Origin of the sequence: Paenibacillus sp. FSL F4-0125 (assembly GCF_038008565.1) — a bacterium.
Lineage (GTDB): Bacteria > Bacillota > Bacilli > Paenibacillales > Paenibacillaceae > Paenibacillus_AQ.
The window spans coordinates 838,067-858,321 of the sequence record NZ_JBBOZJ010000001.1 but is presented as its reverse complement, the minus strand read 5'-3'; the positions used below and the strand labels follow the sequence as shown (position 1 = coordinate 858,321).

The window sequence follows — 20,255 nt, the reverse complement described above, 5'->3', positions numbered from 1 at the left end:
AAAGGGTCCTCAATACACTGGATATCCTGCCACAAACATCGCTAAATACAATATACTCCCCACAACTGAAACTACAGTAAGCGCAACATCCTTTGATTTGTCTTCCGTAAGCGCGACAGCAGCAAAAGCTAGCGGAAATGCAACAAGCAAATACCGTGGGGCTGAGAGCAGCCAGGTAGCACCCACTACGAACGCAAAGTACACGATGAAATAGGCGGTGTATGAAGGTCGGATCTTTTTTGCACCCCTAAACATGATAACTAGTGCTGAGAATATAGCGACTAAATTGGGTAGCCACATCCCAAGGAAAGAACGATGATCTCCACTCTTAAAAGTGCCCACAGCGTATTCCATCTGATATCTTACGGTATCAAAAAAGAGATAAAACCGCTGAGACCAGTGCTCCCGCTGGTAAATACTAAACTGAAATGCATTTCCCGTAACGTAGTAATTAATATACAGATAAGCCAGTAAACCTACTGATATGATAGCGAGACAGCCAACGGCAGTGGTGATTCTATGTATAAACGCTTTTTTATTTAGTAATTTATAATTGCCTATCAGATCCCGTCCAAATTCAATGGCAACCGGTACAATCAGTAGCACCCCTGGAGAACGAGTATACGCTGCAAGTGCACCACATAAGCATCCGATGAGCCATTCTTTTTTTCGCACAAAATATAAACTCATTAAAGATAAAGCCAGAAATAGCGCTTCTGTCATCGGAATAAAGAAGAAGAACGCGGCAGGGAATATGAAAATATACTTCACGACTCGCATGGCATTTTTACGGTGCATGTCTAGTGCTGCAAGCTCATAAGCAACCAAGGCGGCAACAATAGAAGCGATATTTGAAACGATGAATCCAGCAACAAGATAATTTCCTACGAATACCTGAACTACTTTAATTAAGTTTGGAAAGAAAGGAAAAAACACAATATGGTACTTCGGATCTCCTTCCGTCACGTATCCATTCTCTGCAATCCCTAAATAATGTGAAGCATCGATCCCGAATATATGCCAAGTCTCGGCAATCTTGCTAAACAGACCCCCTGAATAACCATTCTGTATAATTAAAAATGCATAACCAATGAGCATAAGCAGGATACGACTCGCCAATATCCAGCCAATAATTCGAAGCCAAGCGCGCCTTCTATCCCGCTCTCTAATTTCCTGAGTCACTTCGAGTCCCGGGTTCGCCAGCACAAATGCTGTCAAAACAGGGATAGTGCGAAGCCCCAATAATACAAAAAGTACGAAACAGATCACGGATGCAAGGGTGCCCATCACGGTCCAACTTTCGGTCGTAATTGCCCAGTAAATAGCCGTCACCATCATAAAAAGTATGAAGATGAAGGAAATGATTTTGTCGTGCTTTTTCATTTGATCCTCCAATTATTTAGTCCAAACAAAAGTTTAGGAAAAAAAGGATATAATTGCCTATAGAAATATCATAATCTTTGTGTATTTTTTTGTAAATCATTTCTATTCCTGTTTTCTAGAGTTATCTAATAGGACTGATAAACAAATAACAACAAATTTTAAAAAGCCCATGCCCAAAATGGCATAGACTCTATTAAACACTTTTACTTTAATAACTGTAATACGCCTTGAGGCTGTTGATTGGCCTGAGCCAACATGGCTTGTGATGCTTGGGATAAGACGTTGTATTGGGTAAGCTTCATCATTTCCTTTGCCATATCCACATCCCTTATTCGTGATTCAGCTGCTGTTAAGTTTACCTCGTAGTTGCTAAGGTTATTATGGATATGTTCTAATGCATTTTGATACGCGCCGTACATTGAACGTCTGGATGAAACGGTATTTATAGCTTTGTCTATTTTCGAAATCGCTAATTCGGCACCTTGTCTGGTTGAAAGATCGATATCCGCAATTCCCAGAGCAGTAGTTCTGGCATCTGTTAATTTAACAGCGAAGTTATTCCCGGCGTTAGCCCCCACCTGTAGATTTAGTGTTTTGTATTCATATGTGGTACTAGGATTTGATCCGTAAGATACATTGAAATTTGTTATCCCAGTTGTAGTTGAAAAAGTGTAACTTCCGTCAGCATTACTAATAATGTTATTTAATCTGTCCGTAGAGCCCCCGCCATTTAGATTGACATTAGCCAATTCATTTCCCTGTGGATCAAAAATGGAAAGACGATAATTATTATCTACTATTCCTCCAACGATGTAATTCCCATCTTTCATTTCTGTAATGCTAGTAAGTTGACTGGAGTTGGAAGTTTGATTTGAGATATTCTTCTCCCACAATACATTTCCACTACTGTCTAGTTTATAGATTAATCCACTAGTTTTAGTAGAGTCGTTATATGAACCAACAATTATGGCCCCTCCATCACTGGTTGCAATGGCCCGGTAACCTTCATCATCCCCAGCAGCACCGACTCGTGTGTCCCATAACGGATTTAAATTGCTATCATATTTCACAGCCCAGCTTGTCTTATCGGTATAAGAACCATTTAGTTGGAGACTTGATGAACCAATAGCCAAATAACCGCCGTCAGCCGTTTCAATAATAGAGTTAAATTCTTCACTTCCATAGCCAACAGGATTGGATTGTGAAGAACCCACTATCGAGGTGGATTGTTGAACACCACTGCTGTTAAATTTAGCCACTAGACCATCCCAAACTTGAATACCAGAGCCCGTACCTGCCACAATAAAGGAACCGTCACCAGTCTCAATTACTTCATTTCCCATAATGGAGTAGACGCCAGATACTCCTGCTCTCCACTGCTCATTCAAATTCCCATCCCATTTAATTATATTAATCCTTTGATCGGAAAGTACCCCTGCTGAGAAATCATTTCCTAATAAAATATAACCACCATCACTAGATTCCTTAATACTATACACATCCATATTAGGAATTGCTTGTGACCAAACCAGATTACCCATACTATCTAATTTGAAAGGATTATTACCGGGAATTCTTATTCCGACGTAACCTCCATCCGAAGTCTTAGATAAATCTCTGGCAGGTATGTTAGCTGTCCAATTCGTACTTATATTGCCCTGTACTGGCGTAACATTCGTGTTTACTTCGAGGTCATTATTCAATAAATGAATCCCATTAAATTGAGTGTTATTGGCAATATCATTTATCCCAAGCTTTATCTGTTCAACTTCTTTTTGAATCAATGTTCGATCAAAATTTGTTAAGGTATCATTTGAAGCCTGTATTGTAAGCTCTCGTAGTCTTAGCAGATTAGGATCTTGTATAGTTCCAAGTCCACCCTCAGCAGTCTGAATTAATGAAATACCATCCTGTGTATTCCTCTCCGCCTGAGCTAATCCACGAATCTGTGCTCTCATTTTCTCCGAAATTGCTAATCCCGCAGCATCATCTGCTGCTATATTTATACGAAGTCCAGATGATAGTCTCTCTAGTGAACTTGTAATAGATTTATTATTTTTATTTAATCTGTTCAAACTATTTAAAGATGTGATGTTGTGACCTATCCGCATATAATCACCTTTCAATTGATAATATCTTCTATATCGGATATTCATTAGTAATTATTTAGGTCAAATTACCCACTGCTTAAGACCTCACTTGCAATCCCCATCGTGCCTCTCTGAAAAGTTGAATATTTACCATAGAAAAACGACGATCTGTCATCGGTAAGATACCGACAACTGAACGCCGCTTAAAAGTTCTGTTCATGAAAATATTATTCAAATGGATAGATCCAGAAATGCTCTGTTCCAAATCGATCTTGGATTTCTTTATCCTCTAACGGTTTGTTCCCCAATAACTCAGCGGCTTGGAATTGAGATTTATGCGCCTGAATGGATGCCATCTTTTGCTTCAGGAAATCTCTCACATCATTGATAACCTTTGGCTTCCCAATCTCTTCAATATTATTGGCGAAAGCTATACAGTGAACTGGAGGTCTCTCTGCCTTGGGCATTCTACCAACCGTTCGCACCACTGCAGCTCCGGTAGCATCATGATCGGGATGAACGCTATACCCCGGATAGAACGTAATGATCAATGAGGGATTAAGCTCCTTCAAAAGCGCATCAATATGGCTGTCAAGCAGCGCTTGATCCTCAAATTCAATCGTCTTATCGTGGAAACCAAGCATTCTTAAATCCTGTATACCAATCGCTCGGCAGGATTCTTCCAGTTCTTTTTTACGTATCTGTGGGAGGGTTACCCGATTTGCGAATGGCGGAACGCCCATATTCCGCCCCATTTCTCCAAGTGTCAGACAAGCGTAGGTGACTTGGGTGCCGTTTTGCACATGCTTGGCAAGTGTTCCTGATATACCAAAGGCCTCGTCATCCGGATGCGGTAATATAACTAGAATATGTCTTTCCACTGAACTCTTCATCTCCTCTACCATTAGAACGGCTCCCGGCTTAATTGTAAAGATACGACCAGTTTGCCTTGACTGTCATGCCCGGCCAGAATCAATCTTTCTGTCTCACTCTCTTCAAAGTGAGTTAGTCCTTCCGAGTATATCCAGCCCTGCGACATTTTTAAGCCGACGCGAAAAGGTCCATTACCGGAAATTGAACCATGAGAATATCGAATCACAGCATTAGTAATGAAAGTAGCTGCCGGATGCTTTGAACTATCGAAATGGGCAGCGTATGCTCCCGTCGTCATCTCAAGATGGATGTATAGATCCTGATCTTTAAGCAGGTCGATCCTCTCTTGTATTTCGGATTGATTAATTAGCTGCAAGGTTACGCCTCCATATCTGAATGAATTTATGCCTACGAAAAATAAGATCCATACCTTATAAAGGACGGATCTGTTAAAGGATAAGCGGGTCCGTATTTCTCATCAAAGTATAACTTGCAATGCTATGTAATTCAATGGATAGAGCGATCGCCTCCAAGTGTATCAGTAATGGACTGGCTTTTTACTGTTCACCTGAAGGGGTTAATATCACTAAGAGGTTATGCTGTTTATATTAGATCACAAACTGATCTAACATCTTTACGATGACTTCACGCTTTACAGGCTTACTGATATACTCGTCCATCCCGGCAGCTAGACAATTTTCACGGTCACCCTTCAAAGCATTAGCCGTGACCGCGATGATGGGCGGACATTTCTCTTGATGCTCATCTTTTAACATCTTCATAGCCTCTATGCCGTTCATAATGGGCATGTGAAGATCCAATAAAATAAGATCAAATGGTTCTTTCCTTGCTGCTTCAACCGCATCTATGCCGTTTGTTACAGCGGTAACGCTGTGACCCATTTTTTCGAGTATTTTGGTCAGCACTAGCGCATTGATAGAGTTGTCTTCAGCAAGTAAAATTCTTGCCTCACGTGCGGTATGAAGCTTGTTAATGTTAGCCTCTTGGCTAGAGATTACCACTGATTTCTTGGGCCTGATTGTGAAGGTAACCGACGTACCGTTCTTGCCGTCACTCTCCGCATAGATCTCACCACCCATCATTCCGACAATTCTGCGGCTGATGGCAAGGCCAAGCCCCGTACCTTCATGTCTCCGCATCATAAAGCTATCCACCTGCTCAAACGGTTCAAAAATATCAGTAAGTCGATCAGGATCAATTCCAATGCCAGTATCCGTTACCGTAAAGGCCAGCAGGGAGGGATCTTCCTTTACAAGCCTCACTTTTACCGATATGCTGCCCGCCGGTGTGAATTTCACAGCATTGCCTAGCAGGTTCAAGAACACTTGCTTCAAGCGTTCCTCGTCACCGTAAATAAATTCAGGAACGTCATGATTTATGATGCTGGTGAGCTCCAGATGTTTTTGTTCAGCTTTTATTGCGATAACAGAAAAGCTGTCCTTGAGGCAAGTTCGCAGATCGAATGTATCCTCTTGTAGCTCGCTTCGGCCTGCCTCAATTTTTGAAAGATCAAGGATATCATTAATTATATTGAGCAGGATTCCTCCGCTTTTGCGAATGATTTCTACATATTCACGTTGTTCTTCATTGAGCTCTGTTTCAAGCAGAATATCAGTCATGCCGATCACCCCGTTCATGGGAGTGCGAATTTCATGACTCATCATAGCCAGGAACTCACTTTTAGCTCTATTCGTGGACTCTGCGGCTTCCTTAGCTAGCGACAATTGCCTTTGCTCGGAAATATCCTTGCATATAAGGTAAAACCCGATATTATGATTGTTCACATAAATGGGTGCAATACTGGTGAGCACTTCAACTACTTCGCTATCCTTAGTGACAAGCTTATTGATATACTGCTCAACCGTATTATCGTAAAGGGCTCTTTCCAGAATGCGCTGGACATTCTCTTCTCCAATCAGACTCGCAAGCTTCATCCCGATCAACTCGGACTCGATGGAGTAGCCCGTTAACTTTTCCGTCATACTATTGGTGTTAATGATTCGACCATCAAGGTCAAAGGAAATGACGGCGTCATGGTTGTATTTTTTAAGCGACGTATACCGTTCAACAGACTCCTGAAGGCGTTGCTCGGATTCCTTTTGCTTTGTAATGTTAACGATCTGGCAAATGAAATATGCTGGCTGGTTCGACTCGTCGCTGAATAAGTGGAGAGTAAGCTGTCCCCAAATATAATCTCCATTTTTTGTGATAAACTGCTTTTCCATCTGCACTTCTGTTTCCTCACCCAAGAGTGCTTTTAAATCACGAAGGTTGCCGAAATCCTCGGGGTGAGAAAGGTCTTCTAACCGCAAACCCTCAAACTCTTCAGTGGAATAAGCAAAAATCTGTTCAAAGGCTGGGTTTACGGTCAGAATCAAACCATTTGGCGATATAAGGGCGATTCCAAAGGATGCGTGATTAATCACCTGTTGGTTGAATTGTTCATGGTTTAGATTTACGCGATGCATAGCGACCTCCATGGAATGATGTGATTTTTGCATGAAAAAATAGACCTTCTATTTAGAAGGTCCTATTTATATCTTATAGTCTAATTTACCCACTTTGTTATTAATTGAATCCGTTAATTTAACGGGATCGAATAGAACACTCTGGATCCCTTATTGTTGGTATACCATACAATTTTATCGCCGCTAACAATAGGGCTGCCTTCTGAAAGTGTAAAGTTCTTAATCGTTTGGATACCGCCAGTGGTTGCACCCTCTCCATTTATAAGAACATATTTCAGGTCACCCGGATGATTCTCCTTATCAAATTCCTGCCACAGCACCATCAGCTTATCGTCTGTTATTTTCACTAGTTTTGGAATGGAAGCGATCTGGTTTGTACCTACATATTTAGCCAAGGTGATGTGGTTCACTGCTGTGCTAGACAGGTTAGCTTTTGGCAGTACGCTAAGAACGATATCTCTCTGATCCTTCTCCAGTCCCACCATTTCATAAGACGTATATTCCTTGACAAGCGAATGATCAATCGTATTCATAGCGACAATATAGTTCGCCGAAGACATCTCGAATCCGCCTATAGAAACACCAGTAGCGTTCGCTCCGATTTTGCCGGGGATATTGAACAGGTCTACCTCGTTATAGCTGGTTCCATCTCCTTTATTCAGAACAATCGAACGGGGATACGCGTCACCATGATCCACTAGAACATGCGTGGCACCATCAAACAATACATACTGATCAAACGAGTGACTGACATGATTCTTCTGGAATCTTCCTAGATCATTCGTCACAGTCATAGTTTTGGTGTTCACGATAATGGTAAGCTGGGATTGATGATTTAGTTTATCTTCTGTCGTGTATCTAGTACGTGAGGTGTGGAATACCAGCGTATCACCAGCTTCAGCCATACTACCGGAGCCTGCATCAAAAGGGCTGACTGTATAACTCTCCCCACCCTTTATGGAGACACTATCGATTCTGTTAAAGCTTTTATCATAACGGACAATCCGAATGACTTCTTTGCTATCATTCTCTTCACGGTTCTCTTGTCCAAAAGCAATGTAGTTATAGTTCTCGCCGCTATAGAAGCCCCCAAATATCGGAAGCTCCAAAGGAATACTTTTGTTTCCCGTCAGTTCGAACTTCTCATTATACGATTCAATCGTAACTTCCTTTTTCGCCTCCAAAACACTTACAGTCCCATCATTATTTTTCACCAGATAGGAAGAGATTGTGCTTTTCCATCTAGGAAAATAAGAAGATACAGCGTTACTTTCAGTTTCCACCGCCGTCTTTACCCGGTAAGCGTGATCCGGAACTTTGGAGAACAAGGATATTCGATCAGACTGAACGTCATATTCGATATCGAATGGAATCTTCCCCGCCAAATCTCGCAGCTGAACATAGTTATTCTCGTCAATATTGTACGCCGTAATCGACTGTAGCTGCCCATTCACCAGCACTTTAGAGGTCGACAGCGTGGCTGAATAAGTTCTACTGCGACTATAATAGTTGCTGCCAGCTTTCTTTTCAGGCGTATAAGCTTGCCCGGTTATGATCTCTATCGCATTGTTTGCTTTGTTCCAAGTGACATCAAATTGACTGGCTGTTCCCGAGAAATACTCCGCTACATCACGCAGTCTGAAATAATTATTGTTCGAGATATTGAACCCGTTCAAAGCCTTTTTCTCTCCGTCAAAATATGTACTGCTCTCAGTCACCTTAGCCTTCACCGTATTACTCGCATAGGTTGTAGTGCCGAGCGCGGGTATAACCAGTAATACAATTAGCAAAACACTAAAAATCCTCTTCATCCAACTTTTCCCCCATTTATATATAAATAAAAATACTATAATTTTATCGGTATTTTATTCCTATTCCTCCACCACATAACTTACAAACGCCAAGCGCTTACTATCCGGAGACCACGAATTCACGTTAATCGTACCTTGTCCTCCAAACAATTGTACTAGTGTGCGATAATCTTCTCCTGTGCTTGCCATCAATCGAATCTCAACATCCTTATTTGCAGGGTGATCGCCAGGATCTACATCTCCTTTGCGGTAACTCAGGTAGGCAACCGTCTGACCATCTGGCGATACATGCGGGAACCAGTTATTACTCTCGTCAAAAGTCATCTGCGTCTGCTCACTGCCGTCGGCATTCATTCTCCACACCTGCATAAGCCCTGTACGTACCGAATTGAACCAAATATGCTGTCCATTAGGTGAATATTCAGGTCCATCATCCAGTCCAGGCGAATTCGTCAGTTGCACCTCAACTCCACCGTCTACTGGAATGGTATAAATATCATACTGACCATTGCGCTCAGCACAGTAAGCCAATTCAGCACCATTTGGAGACCAGCCGTGTAAATAGCTTGGTGCATTCGGTGTAATTAGAACCGGCTCGCCACCCTCTATAGGAAGGATGTATATACGTGATTTACCATCTTCTTTTGTATGATGACTTATTGCGATCTTAGTGTTGTCAAAAGACAGCACATGATCGTTATTACAATCCGTTGCAAACCCCGAATCCAATCGATCATACTCACAGGTTGCAATGTCGAACGAATAAAGACAACCTTGACTATTATAAATAAGGCGCTTACCATCGCTCGTCCAATTGGGTGCCTCAATTAAGGAATCAAACGAGCGGAGCGCAGTTCGTTCCCCTGTCTGTACATCTACGATTTCTAATGTGCTAATCACTTTCATTGTCCTCTCTCCCATCGTTAAAATATGTACATAACCCACTTCGACAGGTATTCTAAATACCCTTTCTGCAAAAAAAATCTGCCTCGAAGAGCGTTCACTCCTCAAGGCAGATCCGTATTCCTCTTATAAACGTCCTGCGGCTTTCACTTTTACCAGCAAGGCATTGCCCGGCAAGTAAGCAATCGGTATATCCTCAGACAACACAATCTGTACAGTCTCGCGATCTGCACCGGCCAGAACGGCTTGCTCTATCGCATGGTTGCGAGCATCGTCCTTGGCTTCGTCATAAGACATCTCATCCAGCGAATAAATTCGCTCCGTCTCACCACTAACCTCACCTAATGCCGCACCAATCGCATTTGCTGCATCATAGTGATCGGGTCTTACGATCCGTGCTACACCCTCAAGCTGATCGGCTACAAGAATGCTCCCACCGCCGACTAGGATAACGTCAACAGGGGCCGAGCTTGTCTTCATCCGATCAATCGCGTCCTCAATATCTCGCGTAATGATCTCATCCGCTCTTCGGCAGATCGATTCATTAAGCTTCTCTGTCTGCGCATCTTTCCACTCATATCGTCCGAGCTTAACCGCCACATCAGTTGCTGTGAGCGTATCGCCGCCGAAGATAAGACCGCGCTTCAACAGCTCGTAACCCACGCTATCCGGCCCCACCGTTACCTGATCCTGCGCTTCATCCAAGCGAACGATAGTACCGCCGCCGATCCCGATGGATAAAATATCCGGCATGCGGAAATTCGTACGAATCCCGCCGATCTCAACAGCGGCAGAGGATTGACGCGGGAAGCCTTGTGTGAGAACACCAATATCCGTCGTTGTCCCCCCGATATCAACAACGAGCGCATCGTTCAAGCCTGATAAGTGAGCCGCACCCCGAATGGAATTCGTCGGCCCGCAAGCAATCGTTAGAATCGGGTAACGAAGCGCATATGAACTGTACATTAACGTTCCATCGTTCTGACAAATATACACGCTAGCTTTAATACCAAAGGCCTGAAGCGCCTCTTCAAAGCCCTTTACAACGCCGGCAATAACGTTCAGTAAAGCACCGTTCAGTAGTGAGGCATTCTCACGCTCAAGCAGTCCAATACTTCCAATCTCATGAGACAATGTCACCGGCATATCTGCTCCAAGAACTTGCTTCGCAAGTTCTTCCACGCGTTTCTCTTGTGAGGTGTTCACTGGAGAGAATACACCGCAAATCGCAACCGCTTCGACATTCCCCTTCATCTTTGTTAAGCAATCGATAACCTCATTTTCGTCCAGCTCAACAATGGTTCGACCATCATATTCATAACCACCGTGAACAACATATGCATGGGAACCAATCGTCGCTCTCAGCGTATCGTCCCAATCCGCGAGGGGAGGAACCGAAGTTGTCGCTGGTGCCCCGATCCGAATCAAGCCTACTCTACCGAGGTGCTTGCGCTCCACAATAGCATTCGTGCAGTGTGTAGTGCCAAGCATCGCATAACGAATCTGCGCTGGATTCACTTTGCTCTCTTCAAGCAAGCGGCGAATCGATTCGCTAATACCCTCATTGACGTCACGTGTAGTATGCACTTTTATAGTATGAATTGTATTTAATTTCGAATTGAGTAAGGCTGCATCCGTATTTGTGCCGCCCACATCGATCCCGATGCGGTATATTTCTTCCATGTTATTTACATTCGTATTAGACATTACTCAGCGCCCCCTTTCGATGTTGCCAATTGTTCAATTGGAACATAAGGTGCATCATAGCCAAAATATTGCGGACCTACCGTCTCAAGACCCTTAGCTGTACGCCATTTCGGATCACAAGGGAAACCAACCACACTTACCCTAGCACCGTATTTCAAATTCTCAGTCGTGATTGGCATACCGGTATCCTGATCAAGCACGGAGATCAGGTCAGGAGTAATAGCAATGGAATGTCCATCTTCTGTGGCAAGAAGGAACTCATTCTGGAAGAACAAAGTCATCGAACGTCCCTTTTTAGCATCTGTACCTTCGAAGATCGCTTCACCGCGTGTAAATCCGCCTTCTGTACGACGGCGAATGTCTACTGCCTTACCCTGAAACAAGGCATATCCATTCAGCTGCTTCAGCAGCATTTCAATTGGATTCCGCTTCAATTCCTTGGACTCGAACAATGTTTTTCCTATTTCATACGCAAGTGTCAAGGTATGCGGAATTGCACTTTGCTTTACCTGCGCTCCAGTTACCGGATAATCACAAATCGAAGCCGATCCACCCATTTGAATCGTGACCGCACGCGCCATCCGCTCTTCCCAGACACCGTCGATCGCATGCATTAGCACTCCGTTGCCGCGTTCATCTGCCATCGTGATCGGACTGCAGTCGATACCATCCAAGTAGAACGTTACCATTTGCGATTCAGGAAAAGCCCGTCCCATGGCATCCGCATCCACGATAGGAATGTTGCGTTCCGCTGCCGTAATTACAGGAACTAGGGAGTTACCGCCGCCAACCTCAATCGGCATAATGGCGCTCACTTTGCGTCCAAGCTCTTTTTCAATCATATCCAAAGGCTTGATCATTTGCTGAATCGAAGGAATCTTCTCATTCATGACTGTTGGTGCACCGATCATGGATATAGGAACAACCAAAGCGTCGTCTTCCAGATCCTCAGGACTGATCACACGAACAGGGCCATGCTTACGAATAGCTTCCTTCGCCATTAATTTACCGATATGCGGATCACCGCCCCCGCCTGTTCCAAGAACGGCTGCACCCACAGCAATATATTGTACCGCTTGCTCATTTAATTCTGTTAGTTTGTTCATTCTCATGATGTTATCCCTTCTTGGTCATGATTTTTCCGACAATCCATTGCACTATAAAGGCGAACATAAATGCATCCAATGCCGGTACGCTTGTGATTTGGAACCACCCGAATCCATCTGGCGCTGCGGTGGTCATAAAAGCGAATAACGTAGCTGCGACCCATACCGCTAAAGAGCGAATCACCCAGTTTTTATTGCGGTCCAGACCATCAAAAGTGAATTTTTTTCGATCTACAAGCAAAAATTCGGACGTGTAGATCCCCCCGATTGGAGAGACAAACACCGTAATAATATTTAGGAAAGATAAAAACTTATCATAGATGCCAAATACGGCAAGCAACGTAGCAAAGATACCTGCCACAATAGTAATTAGCTTTTTCGGAACCCTTTGGAACACGACAGAGAACCCTAGCGAAGCAGAATATAAATTGTTCGTGTTTGTCGTCCATTGGGCAAGGGTTAAGACGATAATAGCTGGAAGCCCAAGTCCTAACGCAATGAAAATATTCGTCAGATCATCTGTGTCCATGATTCGAGATAGGAAAATAGCTACAATCGTCATGAAGCTGTTACCCACAAAGAAGCCGATAAAGGCCGCGGTTATAGCATGCTTTGGTGTGCGTGCCCAACGAGCGATATCCGGTGAAAGCACCGTGCCGACAATAAAGATACCAATAACAAGCGAGATCGCTGTCCCCATCGGGATCGCTGCTCCGCTAATCGGCTCCCAAACGGCTGAGGCTCCTTTGGTGTGGAACGCGGAATAAATAGCCACTCCGATAAACAAAATAAGCAACGGTACGGACCAGGTGCTTAGTCGTTCAATAGATTGATACCCCCAAATAGCTGTCGACATCATCAAAAGCCCGCCTATGAATGAAAGCACCCCTAAGGACAAATGGATATCCCATAATTGACTAAAAGCAGTCTGCATATTTGAAGCGAAGAACCCGACCTGCACCCCGAACCAACCGAGTGAGAAAATACCGAGGATAACCGCTACGACACGTGCACCCATATTTCCGAATAGAAACCTAGAGATCATCGATGTCGATAACCCTGTTTTCGCCCCTACATACGCACATAACGCTCCGATCACCCCAAGAATTAACGAACCGATTATTGTTGCTGTGAGTGAATCCGTCAGATTCATTCCATTGCCAAGTTGAGCACCCAGGAACATCGCTGATAGGTCAATTCCGATGGCGATCCAGACGAGCGACATAGACAGCCATTTTTTACGCAAATGCGTTGGAACCGGCTCTCTCTCAAAATCCCCCGAGCTAAGCTCGTTCCCCTTTACTTCACTTACTTCTGCCATTCTCCCCATCCCCCTGTTGTTATCTTCTTCTGTAGCTCTATGAGGACGCACCCTTCCAATACATTTCAAACGCATGGTTCAGCTTACGCTCATATATTCCCTTAGAAGTGTAATAGAAGTATTGCATGCTTAAACCATCCATCAAGTTGAGAAAAGCATCGACGAGAAGCTCCACGGATTGGTCGCGAATTACACCCTCTTCCATCCCTTTCGAGATGAATTGTTCAATAATCTTCGTCAGCATCGCATCCGACTCTAGGAATGCTTCCTCAATCGTCTCCTTCAAGAATGCCGGCGGGAAGACCACATATCTCAGTACAATTTTGCCTGCTTCAGGACTCTGTTGATAAAATTGATATTGTCTGTCTAAAATCCCACGTAGACTTTCCTGCGCACTCAGTACTTTCTGTTCTTCCGACAGTTCCTGAATATAAGTGTTATAGGACAACATCGCCTCACGAAAGACCGTCATAAACAAATCCTCTTTATTCTCAAAAAAGGCATAGATCGCCGGAGTCTTCACGCCTACTTCCTTAGCAATTTCAGAGAGAGCTGTACCCTCGTACCCCTTCTCCCCGAATAGTCTCATCGCCACTTCTTTCAGCTTGTTTCTGGTCAAGACATTCACACCCTTACTTAATTAACGTTAATTAAAAAATACTATACATCTTTGTGCATAAAAATTCAATCCTTTTTCAGAAAGAACAACAGCAAATGAATGAAAAAAGCTGACCAACATCAGGACAATCCCTGAATTATGGTCAGCTGGACAGTGAACTAGTTTTACTTTCAATGCAAAAAGCGTCCTCGGGTTAATGTAATCTTTCATCAAACATTAATTGAATTTGAATACCGAATGGGTCTTCAATAATCCCATAGGCTTTGCTAAATACATTGCTAGATAAGGGAACTATGACTTTTACTCGATCATCTGTGATTAAGCTACTATAGAAGTGTTCAATTTCCTCTACATCAGCACTTTGGATACATAATGAAGTATTATTCCCCACTCTATATGCTTCACTCGGATTCATGGTTTCTTCTGCGATCATTAGTTTGGTTCTGCCGATTAACAAAACAGAGTGAGTAATATACTCCTTATTTTCATCCGTAAGCTGTATGGAGCTGTCACGTTCTGCGAGTTGTTGATAGGTAACACGTAACAATTCCTCTGCATTAAAATGCTTTTTGTAAAATTCTATAGCTTCCTTTGCGCTTCCGTTCATCGATAAGAAAATAGCTACTTCTAGTGTTGTACTCATCGTATAAATCTCCTTTGTTGATTTGATATGTGACCTTGAACTTATTATCATATAAAAAGGTATCAAAACATGACACCTTAAAAAGGGGCTTTTTATTATGAAGAAATCAGAACGATTAAATGACATGATGAGATACTTAAACGGGCGAGAGTTTTTTAATCTAAGTGACCTTAGGGAGAAATACAATATTTCAAAAAGTACAGCGCTGCGTGATATTACTTCATTAGAACAATTGGGTATGCCTATTTTCGCGGAACATGGAAGACACGGACGTTATGGTATTTTAAAAAATAGATTGTTATCCCCTATTATTTTCACGATAGATGAAGTGTATGCACTGTACTTTGCTATGCTGACGCTAGAATCTTATCAATCTACACCTTTTCATTTAAGTGTTAACAAGCTAAACGAAAAGTTCGAGTACTGTCTTTCGAATATACAAATCGAGCAGATTCATAAAATGAAAAAAGTTCTACATTTCGAAATGTATCAGCATAAGCATGTCAGTCGTTTTTTAGATAAAATCCTGGCAAGTATTCTGAATGAATGTGTCTGCACCATTGAATACACAAAAAAGAACCAGACAAAAAGCTACCCTGTACAATTCTTCAGAATTTCCGCGAAGTTTGGTCAATGGTATGCTACTGGAATAGAGTTAAATACGAATACCTATAGGGTGTTTAGATGTGATCGAATAACCTTCATCGAAGAAGAGGAAAGCACAGCCCGCTATTCTATAGAAGAACTTCTTAGTCGTTCCTTAGAATTCTATCAATCCGAGCACAGTATTCACTTTGAAGTTGAGATTGCGGAGCAAGCCAAAGATATTTTTTATAAAGAGCATTATCCCTCTATGAAAATAGAAGCTGGCCAGAAAACAATCATAAAGGGATTCTATAATCCAGGCGAAGAAGAATTTCTAGCTAATTATTTCATGCGTTATGGTCAATATGTTAGAGCAGTGAAGCCTGAAGCCTTGAAACAAATGATTCAGGATAGAATAGAAAATCTCTTACATCATTATCAAAAATTATAAATTGGAAAAAGAAAAGAGGGGTCTACGCCCCTCTTTTTTTGTATGGATTAAGATTTTATTTTTCCGATGGATAGGCTCACTCGATAATTCCCATGATTCAAAAGTTGAGCCAGAAATGCCTCAAGCTCCTCATTAGAAGCAAAATGTCCGGTTAACACATAACATCCTTCTCCGCTAATTCGATGCACTTCGGTAATAGCATCCTCTGCCATCACGAACTTCTGGAATAAAGGATGATTGGCTGATTCCACAAAAAATGTAATAAAGGCTGTGATAGACAGACCTAGCTTTGCTTTATTAGTAACGATCGTATATTGCTCGATAACCCCCAAATCTTCTAAACGCCTAATGCGATTTCCGACCGCTTGGCCGGTCATATGTATCTTTTGGCCAATGTCCTTCCACTGAATTCTGGAGTTTTCTTTTAGTAATGCTAGTATCGCAAAATCGATATGATCAAAAATAAAAATCAATCCTTTCGTCATGAAAGCAAACGGACATATAGCGTTTCGCCAACTTGTTCAGCATTTAAGCATGAATATCTATACTTAGTTATATCCTGATTCACTAGTTAGTAGCCATTGAAACAGTGATAACTAAACCACTTCAAAGGAGGCCCAAGAATGCTATTACAAGAAATTTTGGAGTATAACGATCAGTTCGTAGAAGACAAGGAGTATCTACCTTATGAGGGAACGAAATTCCCTAAAAAACGCATGATTGTCGTAACGTGCATGGATGCTCGACTTATTGAGCTGCTGCCTAAAGCCCTAAATATACACAATGGGGATGCAAAAGTCATCAAAACAGCAGGTGGAACGATTACCCATGCATTTGGAAGCATCATGCGCAGTATCGTAACGGCTGTCTACGAACTGAATGCGGAAGAAATTTATATCATCGGTCACCACAATTGTGGCATGAGTCAAAGTAACCCAGAAGGAACACTTCAAAAAATAATGGATCGCGGAGTCGCTACACCAGAAATTCTTTCTTCACTTGAATATGCAGGTATCGATCTTCATAAATGGTTGTTCGGCTTTACGAATGTCGTAGATTCGATTAAAGGAAACATAGATCTGGTGCGTAATCATCCGCTCATTCCGAAAGAGGTAGCTGTTCATGGTCTGGTGATAGCACCAGACACTGGTAAACTCGATCTGATTGTAAATGGATATGAACAAATAACAGGCCACGACAAGCACTAAGCGATACTCATTATACTAAACTAAAGGGAGCAATGAAATATGAATAGAAAAGAAGCGACACAACAGATATTGGACGCTAAATTTGCAAAAGGATTAACTTGGGGCGAAATCGCAAAGGAAAGCGAGCATTCAGAGAGCTGGGTTGTAACTGCACTGTTGGGTCAAGCAACAATGACACGTAATGAAGCAGATAAAATGGGGGAATTGCTTGAACTCGACGAACAAGTCGTTCAAGCGCTCACACAAATCCCACACCGTGGCGATGTCATCGATATGCCGCCTACAGATCCAGGATTGTATCGCCTATACGAAATGCTGCTTGTATACGGTCCAACGATTAGAGAACTTGTTTTGGAGAAGCTTGGCGAAGGGATCATGAGCGCAATCGATTTCCAATTCGACGTACAAAAGCAAGAAGATCCGAACGGTGACCGCATCATTCTGACGATGAACGGAAAGTTTTTGCCATATCGCAAATGGTAATAGATTAAGAAGCGAGCCAGCCACCTTTTAACGATTTCACATCGAAAGGTGGCTTTCTTTTTCCGTATAGATTGTATAGTTAACAATAGTAAAGGTGAGTTGATATGGAGAACAAACGTGTTACTAATACTCTCAGTACTGTACAATGGTTTATTTTTTTGCTAGCCAATGCAGTGGCTCTGCCCATTGTCATTGGAGGTGTTTTTCAATTGTCGTTCGAACAAATTTCAACCTTAATGCAGCGGACATTTTTCGTTGTAGGAATCAGTTCGTTTATTCAAGGATGCTTCGGACATAAATACCCTATTGCAGATGGTCCTGCGGGATCATGGGTTAGTATCTTTGTCATATTAGGCAACTTAGCCTTCATTCAAGGGCAAGATCAAATGTATACATTACAAATTCTAGAAGGAGGATTAATCGTAGCCGGTCTTCTTCTCTTCGTATTAGGAATTACAGGGCTAGTTTATAGGCTTCAATTTTTATTCACACCCTTAGTTTCGGGTTCATTTTTATTCATTCTCGCCTTGCAATTAAGCGGTGTATTAGTCAAAGGCATGCTTGGGTTACAGGGCACAAGCGCCGAACCAGATGTTATGGCAGCACTCATATCCTTTTTTATTTTTGGACTTGTTATTTTTCTCTCTATTAAAGGAAGAGGATGGATTAGTAGTTACGCCGTACTGATTGGAATTGGCTTGGGCTCGGCTTTATTTGCAGCATTCGGGAAAGTGGGCCCAACATTTACAGATTCAACTCCCGTCTTGAAGTTCCCTCATATTTTTGCTTGGGGAGCACCTCAATTCGATCAAGGGATCGTGATTACCTCACTGTTGTTTACGTTTTTGTTAGTATCCAATACAATTTCTTCTATTTCCGCTGTAAAACAAGTAGTTCCGGTTGTACCGAAAGATGAAAAAACAGCATTAAGTCGAGGGATTTGGACGGGAGGGATCTCTCATATACTAGCCGCCCTATTCTCAACGATAGGCGTTGTTCCATTGCCAGCCTCGGCGGGCTTTATGAAATTAACAGGGCAAAAGCGAATTCGGCCATTTCTTATGGCCTGTCTGTTACTAACCGTTATCGCGCTTATGCCGTCCGTTGTCAATGTGCTATCGTTACTTCCAGCGCCAGTAGCCAGTGCAGCACTTCTAGCTACTTTTGTACAAATCGTAGGGATTGCATTCCAATCCTTGCTACAGGAACAGCTTGATCATCGCCGATTAACGATACTAGGAATAACGTTGTTGGTGAGCATCGGACTTATGTTTTTACCTCCAGCGGTATTTCAGAGTCTTCCTTCCACATTTCGATATATTTGCAGTAATGGTCTGCTTGTCGGCACTATACTGGCCATGCTTTTAGAGCAATTGTGGAAGGGTGAAAAGAAAATAAGCCATTATCGCAAATTATGAAGCTACTCAAAAGAGGTAAAAAACACATCTTGAAGAATGGCCTTAGCTTTCTTAAGATTGCGTGTATCCAGTAGGTTCAGCATATCTACGATTTGACTCATTTCATCGATTTCCATTGCCTTAAGAGATTCTCCAGCATTTAATGGTTCTTCTTCAGCAACCGATTCCGAATGAACCCATGATGCTTCCAAAGAATCCTCGAATGCTTGGATCAGAAATAACAATTCATCTGTGTTATATCTTTATAGAAACCGATTTATCCCTTTATTCATCTCCTTATGTAGTGCTTGATGCAAATCGAATATTTCTTTTCCAAGAGGTGTTGTAAGAAACAGCACTTCTTTTTTATTATCGGGGAGAAACTCCGTGCGAATCATTTCCTGCAGAACTAATTTTCTAGTGATTTTGGACACGCTGCCTTTCGGAATTCGGAAATGCTTCGAAATGGTAGTGCCATTCACCGGCTCAAGCTGTCCAATTGCACCTATTACAGGCAAGGTCATGTTTCTGTGAAACAATAAATCGTAAAGAAGGTATTTATATGAATGTCCTGATTATTTTTGATCATCCATATGGAGTAACAGCGTTCGAGAATGTCCCCCATCAGCGAAGCTATTCCGCGGCCTTACTAGCTTCCGTTATGCGAGGTCTTACCACCAAAGGTCATACGATTGATCTTATCGATTTGCATGCCGATGAATTTAATCCAGTCATGTCGTGCGAAGAACTTGCTGCTTGGCGACAAAAGAAAACCATCGACCCTCTAGTCGCCAATGATCAGCAGCGTCTTATAGCAGCGGATCATATTGTCTTCATATTCCCTATATGGTGGGAAGCCATGCCCGCTCTTACCAATGGCTTTCTTGATAAGGTATTTGCAAAAGGCATTGTCTACGAAGAAATTAAACCTGGACGGCCCTTCAAATGCTTACTGCCGAATATTAAAGGAGTATCCCTGCTGACTGTTATGAATACTCCTGACTTCTTTTATCGCTGGATTTTTGGTAACCCCATCACCAAGATTCTGTTCAGAGGGACCTTCCGCAAAATGGGAATACGTAAGAATCTCCGTTGGTATAATTATGCCGGAATGTCAGATCGCAGCTTAGAAGAACGGGTGAAGCATCTTAATAAAAAAGAACGACGTTTTGCACGACTTGGGTAA

20 protein-coding genes are annotated in these 20,255 nt (G+C 42.4%); 5 read left to right on the top strand and 15 right to left on the bottom strand.

The features are described 5' to 3' along the window. Nucleotides 1–9: 9 nt before the first annotated feature. The 12 genes from NST74_RS03780 to NST74_RS03725 form a co-directional block, all read right to left on the bottom strand. Nucleotides 10–1,383 (bottom strand): hypothetical protein, encoded by a 1,374-nt coding sequence (locus NST74_RS03780; protein ID WP_341110450.1) that lies wholly within the window; start codon nucleotides 1,381–1,383, stop codon nucleotides 10–12. Nucleotides 1,384–1,586: 203 nt separating this feature from the next. Continuing rightward, nucleotides 1,587–3,539 carry a flagellin N-terminal helical domain-containing protein gene (locus NST74_RS03775; RefSeq protein ID WP_341110449.1) on the bottom strand — a complete coding sequence of 651 codons (1,953 nt, stop codon included), beginning with the start codon at nucleotides 3,537–3,539 and terminating at the stop codon, nucleotides 1,587–1,589. Nucleotides 3,540–3,700: 161 nt separating this feature from the next. Further along, on the bottom strand, nucleotides 3,701–4,354 hold the full coding sequence (gene bshB2 / locus NST74_RS03770; protein WP_341115821.1) for a bacillithiol biosynthesis deacetylase BshB2: 654 nt from the start codon (nucleotides 4,352–4,354) through the stop codon (nucleotides 3,701–3,703). 23 nt (nucleotides 4,355–4,377) lie between these two features. Then, complete coding sequence (locus NST74_RS03765) at nucleotides 4,378–4,722, bottom strand: YojF family protein (RefSeq protein ID WP_042124189.1); 345 nt, start codon at nucleotides 4,720–4,722, stop codon at nucleotides 4,378–4,380. 232 nt (nucleotides 4,723–4,954) lie between these two features. Continuing rightward, entirely contained in the window at nucleotides 4,955–6,868 is a 1,914-nt protein-coding gene (locus NST74_RS03760; protein WP_341110448.1) for a PAS domain S-box protein, read from the bottom strand. 80 nt (nucleotides 6,869–6,948) lie between these two features. Beyond that, the gene (locus NST74_RS03755; protein WP_341110447.1) at nucleotides 6,949–8,646 is read right to left on the bottom strand and encodes a hypothetical protein; all 1,698 of its coding nucleotides are present in this window, start codon (nucleotides 8,644–8,646) and stop codon (nucleotides 6,949–6,951) included. Nucleotides 8,647–8,706: 60 nt separating this feature from the next. Next, nucleotides 8,707–9,552, bottom strand: coding sequence for a TolB family protein (locus tag NST74_RS03750; protein ID WP_341110446.1), 846 nt, complete (start codon nucleotides 9,550–9,552; stop codon nucleotides 8,707–8,709). 123 nt (nucleotides 9,553–9,675) lie between these two features. Next, a complete protein-coding gene (locus NST74_RS03745; protein WP_341110445.1) occupies nucleotides 9,676–11,256 on the bottom strand; it encodes a hydantoinase/oxoprolinase family protein in 1,581 nt (526 codons plus the stop codon). Then, the gene (locus NST74_RS03740) at nucleotides 11,256–12,368 is read right to left on the bottom strand and encodes a DUF917 domain-containing protein (RefSeq protein ID WP_445668123.1); all 1,113 of its coding nucleotides are present in this window, start codon (nucleotides 12,366–12,368) and stop codon (nucleotides 11,256–11,258) included. The genes NST74_RS03745 and NST74_RS03740 overlap by 1 nt, the downstream gene beginning before the upstream one ends. 4 nt (nucleotides 12,369–12,372) lie before the next feature. Next, nucleotides 12,373–13,683 carry a cytosine permease gene (locus NST74_RS03735; RefSeq protein WP_341110443.1) on the bottom strand — a complete coding sequence of 437 codons (1,311 nt, stop codon included), beginning with the start codon at nucleotides 13,681–13,683 and terminating at the stop codon, nucleotides 12,373–12,375. 37 nt (nucleotides 13,684–13,720) lie between these two features. After that, nucleotides 13,721–14,311 (bottom strand): TetR/AcrR family transcriptional regulator, encoded by a 591-nt coding sequence (locus NST74_RS03730; RefSeq protein ID WP_231574030.1) that lies wholly within the window; start codon nucleotides 14,309–14,311, stop codon nucleotides 13,721–13,723. A 184-nt stretch (nucleotides 14,312–14,495) separates the two neighbouring features. After that, the gene (locus tag NST74_RS03725) at nucleotides 14,496–14,945 is read right to left on the bottom strand and encodes a VOC family protein (RefSeq protein ID WP_341110442.1); all 450 of its coding nucleotides are present in this window, start codon (nucleotides 14,943–14,945) and stop codon (nucleotides 14,496–14,498) included. A 97-nt stretch (nucleotides 14,946–15,042) separates the two neighbouring features. Here NST74_RS03725 and NST74_RS03720 point away from each other — a divergent pair, with 97 nt between their 5' ends. Continuing rightward, nucleotides 15,043–15,981 (top strand): helix-turn-helix transcriptional regulator, encoded by a 939-nt coding sequence (locus NST74_RS03720; protein WP_341110440.1) that lies wholly within the window; start codon nucleotides 15,043–15,045, stop codon nucleotides 15,979–15,981. Nucleotides 15,982–16,028: 47 nt separating this feature from the next. On the opposite strand, the gene NST74_RS03715 is transcribed toward NST74_RS03720, so the two are convergent. Then, a complete protein-coding gene (locus tag NST74_RS03715) occupies nucleotides 16,029–16,466 on the bottom strand; it encodes an Lrp/AsnC family transcriptional regulator (RefSeq protein ID WP_042124175.1) in 438 nt (145 codons plus the stop codon). 138 nt (nucleotides 16,467–16,604) lie between these two features. Between NST74_RS03715 and NST74_RS03710 the strand changes: the two genes are divergently transcribed. The 3 genes from NST74_RS03710 to NST74_RS03700 all read left to right on the top strand — a co-directional run bounded on the left by NST74_RS03710 (nucleotide 16,605) and on the right by NST74_RS03700 (nucleotide 19,090). Beyond that, nucleotides 16,605–17,189 carry a beta-class carbonic anhydrase gene (locus NST74_RS03710; RefSeq protein WP_042124173.1) on the top strand — a complete coding sequence of 195 codons (585 nt, stop codon included), beginning with the start codon at nucleotides 16,605–16,607 and terminating at the stop codon, nucleotides 17,187–17,189. A 39-nt stretch (nucleotides 17,190–17,228) separates the two neighbouring features. Continuing rightward, nucleotides 17,229–17,672 carry a cyanase gene (gene cynS, locus NST74_RS03705; RefSeq protein ID WP_042124170.1) on the top strand — a complete coding sequence of 148 codons (444 nt, stop codon included), beginning with the start codon at nucleotides 17,229–17,231 and terminating at the stop codon, nucleotides 17,670–17,672. Nucleotides 17,673–17,776: 104 nt separating this feature from the next. After that, a complete protein-coding gene (locus NST74_RS03700) occupies nucleotides 17,777–19,090 on the top strand; it encodes a purine/pyrimidine permease (RefSeq protein ID WP_341110438.1) in 1,314 nt (437 codons plus the stop codon). A gap of 2 nt (nucleotides 19,091–19,092) precedes the next feature. Here the strand turns inward: NST74_RS03700 and NST74_RS03695 are convergent, their stop codons facing one another. Continuing rightward, complete coding sequence (locus NST74_RS03695) at nucleotides 19,093–19,281, bottom strand: hypothetical protein (RefSeq protein ID WP_341110436.1); 189 nt, start codon at nucleotides 19,279–19,281, stop codon at nucleotides 19,093–19,095. 51 nt (nucleotides 19,282–19,332) lie between these two features. Then, nucleotides 19,333–19,593 (bottom strand): hypothetical protein, encoded by a 261-nt coding sequence (locus tag NST74_RS03690; RefSeq protein ID WP_341110435.1) that lies wholly within the window; start codon nucleotides 19,591–19,593, stop codon nucleotides 19,333–19,335. 38 nt (nucleotides 19,594–19,631) lie between these two features. On the opposite strand from NST74_RS03690, the gene NST74_RS03685 reads away from it, so the two are divergent. Continuing rightward, the gene (locus NST74_RS03685) at nucleotides 19,632–20,255 is read left to right on the top strand and encodes an NAD(P)H-dependent oxidoreductase (protein WP_341110434.1); all 624 of its coding nucleotides are present in this window, start codon (nucleotides 19,632–19,634) and stop codon (nucleotides 20,253–20,255) included.

What these genes read in the sequence shown, in the direction of transcription:
- NST74_RS03780 (WP_341110450.1), bottom strand. Translation starts at nt 1,383, where the DNA reads ATGAAAAAGCACGACAAAATCATTTCCTTCATCTTCATACTTTTTATG.
- NST74_RS03775 (WP_341110449.1), bottom strand. Translation starts at nt 3,539, where the DNA reads ATGAATATCCGATATAGAAGATATTATCAATTGAAAGGTGATTATATG.
- NST74_RS03760 (WP_341110448.1), bottom strand. Translation starts at nt 6,868, where the DNA reads ATGCAAAAATCACATCATTCCATGGAGGTCGCTATGCATCGCGTAAAT.
- NST74_RS03755 (WP_341110447.1), bottom strand. Translation starts at nt 8,646, where the DNA reads ATGAAGAGGATTTTTAGTGTTTTGCTAATTGTATTACTGGTTATACCC.
- NST74_RS03750 (WP_341110446.1), bottom strand. Translation starts at nt 9,552, where the DNA reads ATGAAAGTGATTAGCACATTAGAAATCGTAGATGTACAGACAGGGGAA.
- NST74_RS03745 (WP_341110445.1), bottom strand. Translation starts at nt 11,256, where the DNA reads ATGTCTAATACGAATGTAAATAACATGGAAGAAATATACCGCATCGGG.
- NST74_RS03740 (WP_445668123.1), bottom strand. Translation starts at nt 12,368, where the DNA reads ATGAGAATGAACAAACTAACAGAATTAAATGAGCAAGCGGTACAATAT.
- NST74_RS03735 (WP_341110443.1), bottom strand. Translation starts at nt 13,683, where the DNA reads ATGGCAGAAGTAAGTGAAGTAAAGGGGAACGAGCTTAGCTCGGGGGAT.
- NST74_RS03725 (WP_341110442.1), bottom strand. Translation starts at nt 14,945, where the DNA reads ATGAGTACAACACTAGAAGTAGCTATTTTCTTATCGATGAACGGAAGC.
- NST74_RS03720 (WP_341110440.1), top strand. Translation starts at nt 15,043, where the DNA reads ATGAAGAAATCAGAACGATTAAATGACATGATGAGATACTTAAACGGG.
- NST74_RS03715 (WP_042124175.1), bottom strand. Translation starts at nt 16,466, where the DNA reads ATGACGAAAGGATTGATTTTTATTTTTGATCATATCGATTTTGCGATA.
- NST74_RS03710 (WP_042124173.1), top strand. Translation starts at nt 16,605, where the DNA reads ATGCTATTACAAGAAATTTTGGAGTATAACGATCAGTTCGTAGAAGAC.
- cynS (WP_042124170.1), top strand. Translation starts at nt 17,229, where the DNA reads ATGAATAGAAAAGAAGCGACACAACAGATATTGGACGCTAAATTTGCA.
- NST74_RS03700 (WP_341110438.1), top strand. Translation starts at nt 17,777, where the DNA reads ATGGAGAACAAACGTGTTACTAATACTCTCAGTACTGTACAATGGTTT.
- NST74_RS03690 (WP_341110435.1), bottom strand. Translation starts at nt 19,593, where the DNA reads ATGACCTTGCCTGTAATAGGTGCAATTGGACAGCTTGAGCCGGTGAAT.
- NST74_RS03685 (WP_341110434.1), top strand. Translation starts at nt 19,632, where the DNA reads ATGAATGTCCTGATTATTTTTGATCATCCATATGGAGTAACAGCGTTC.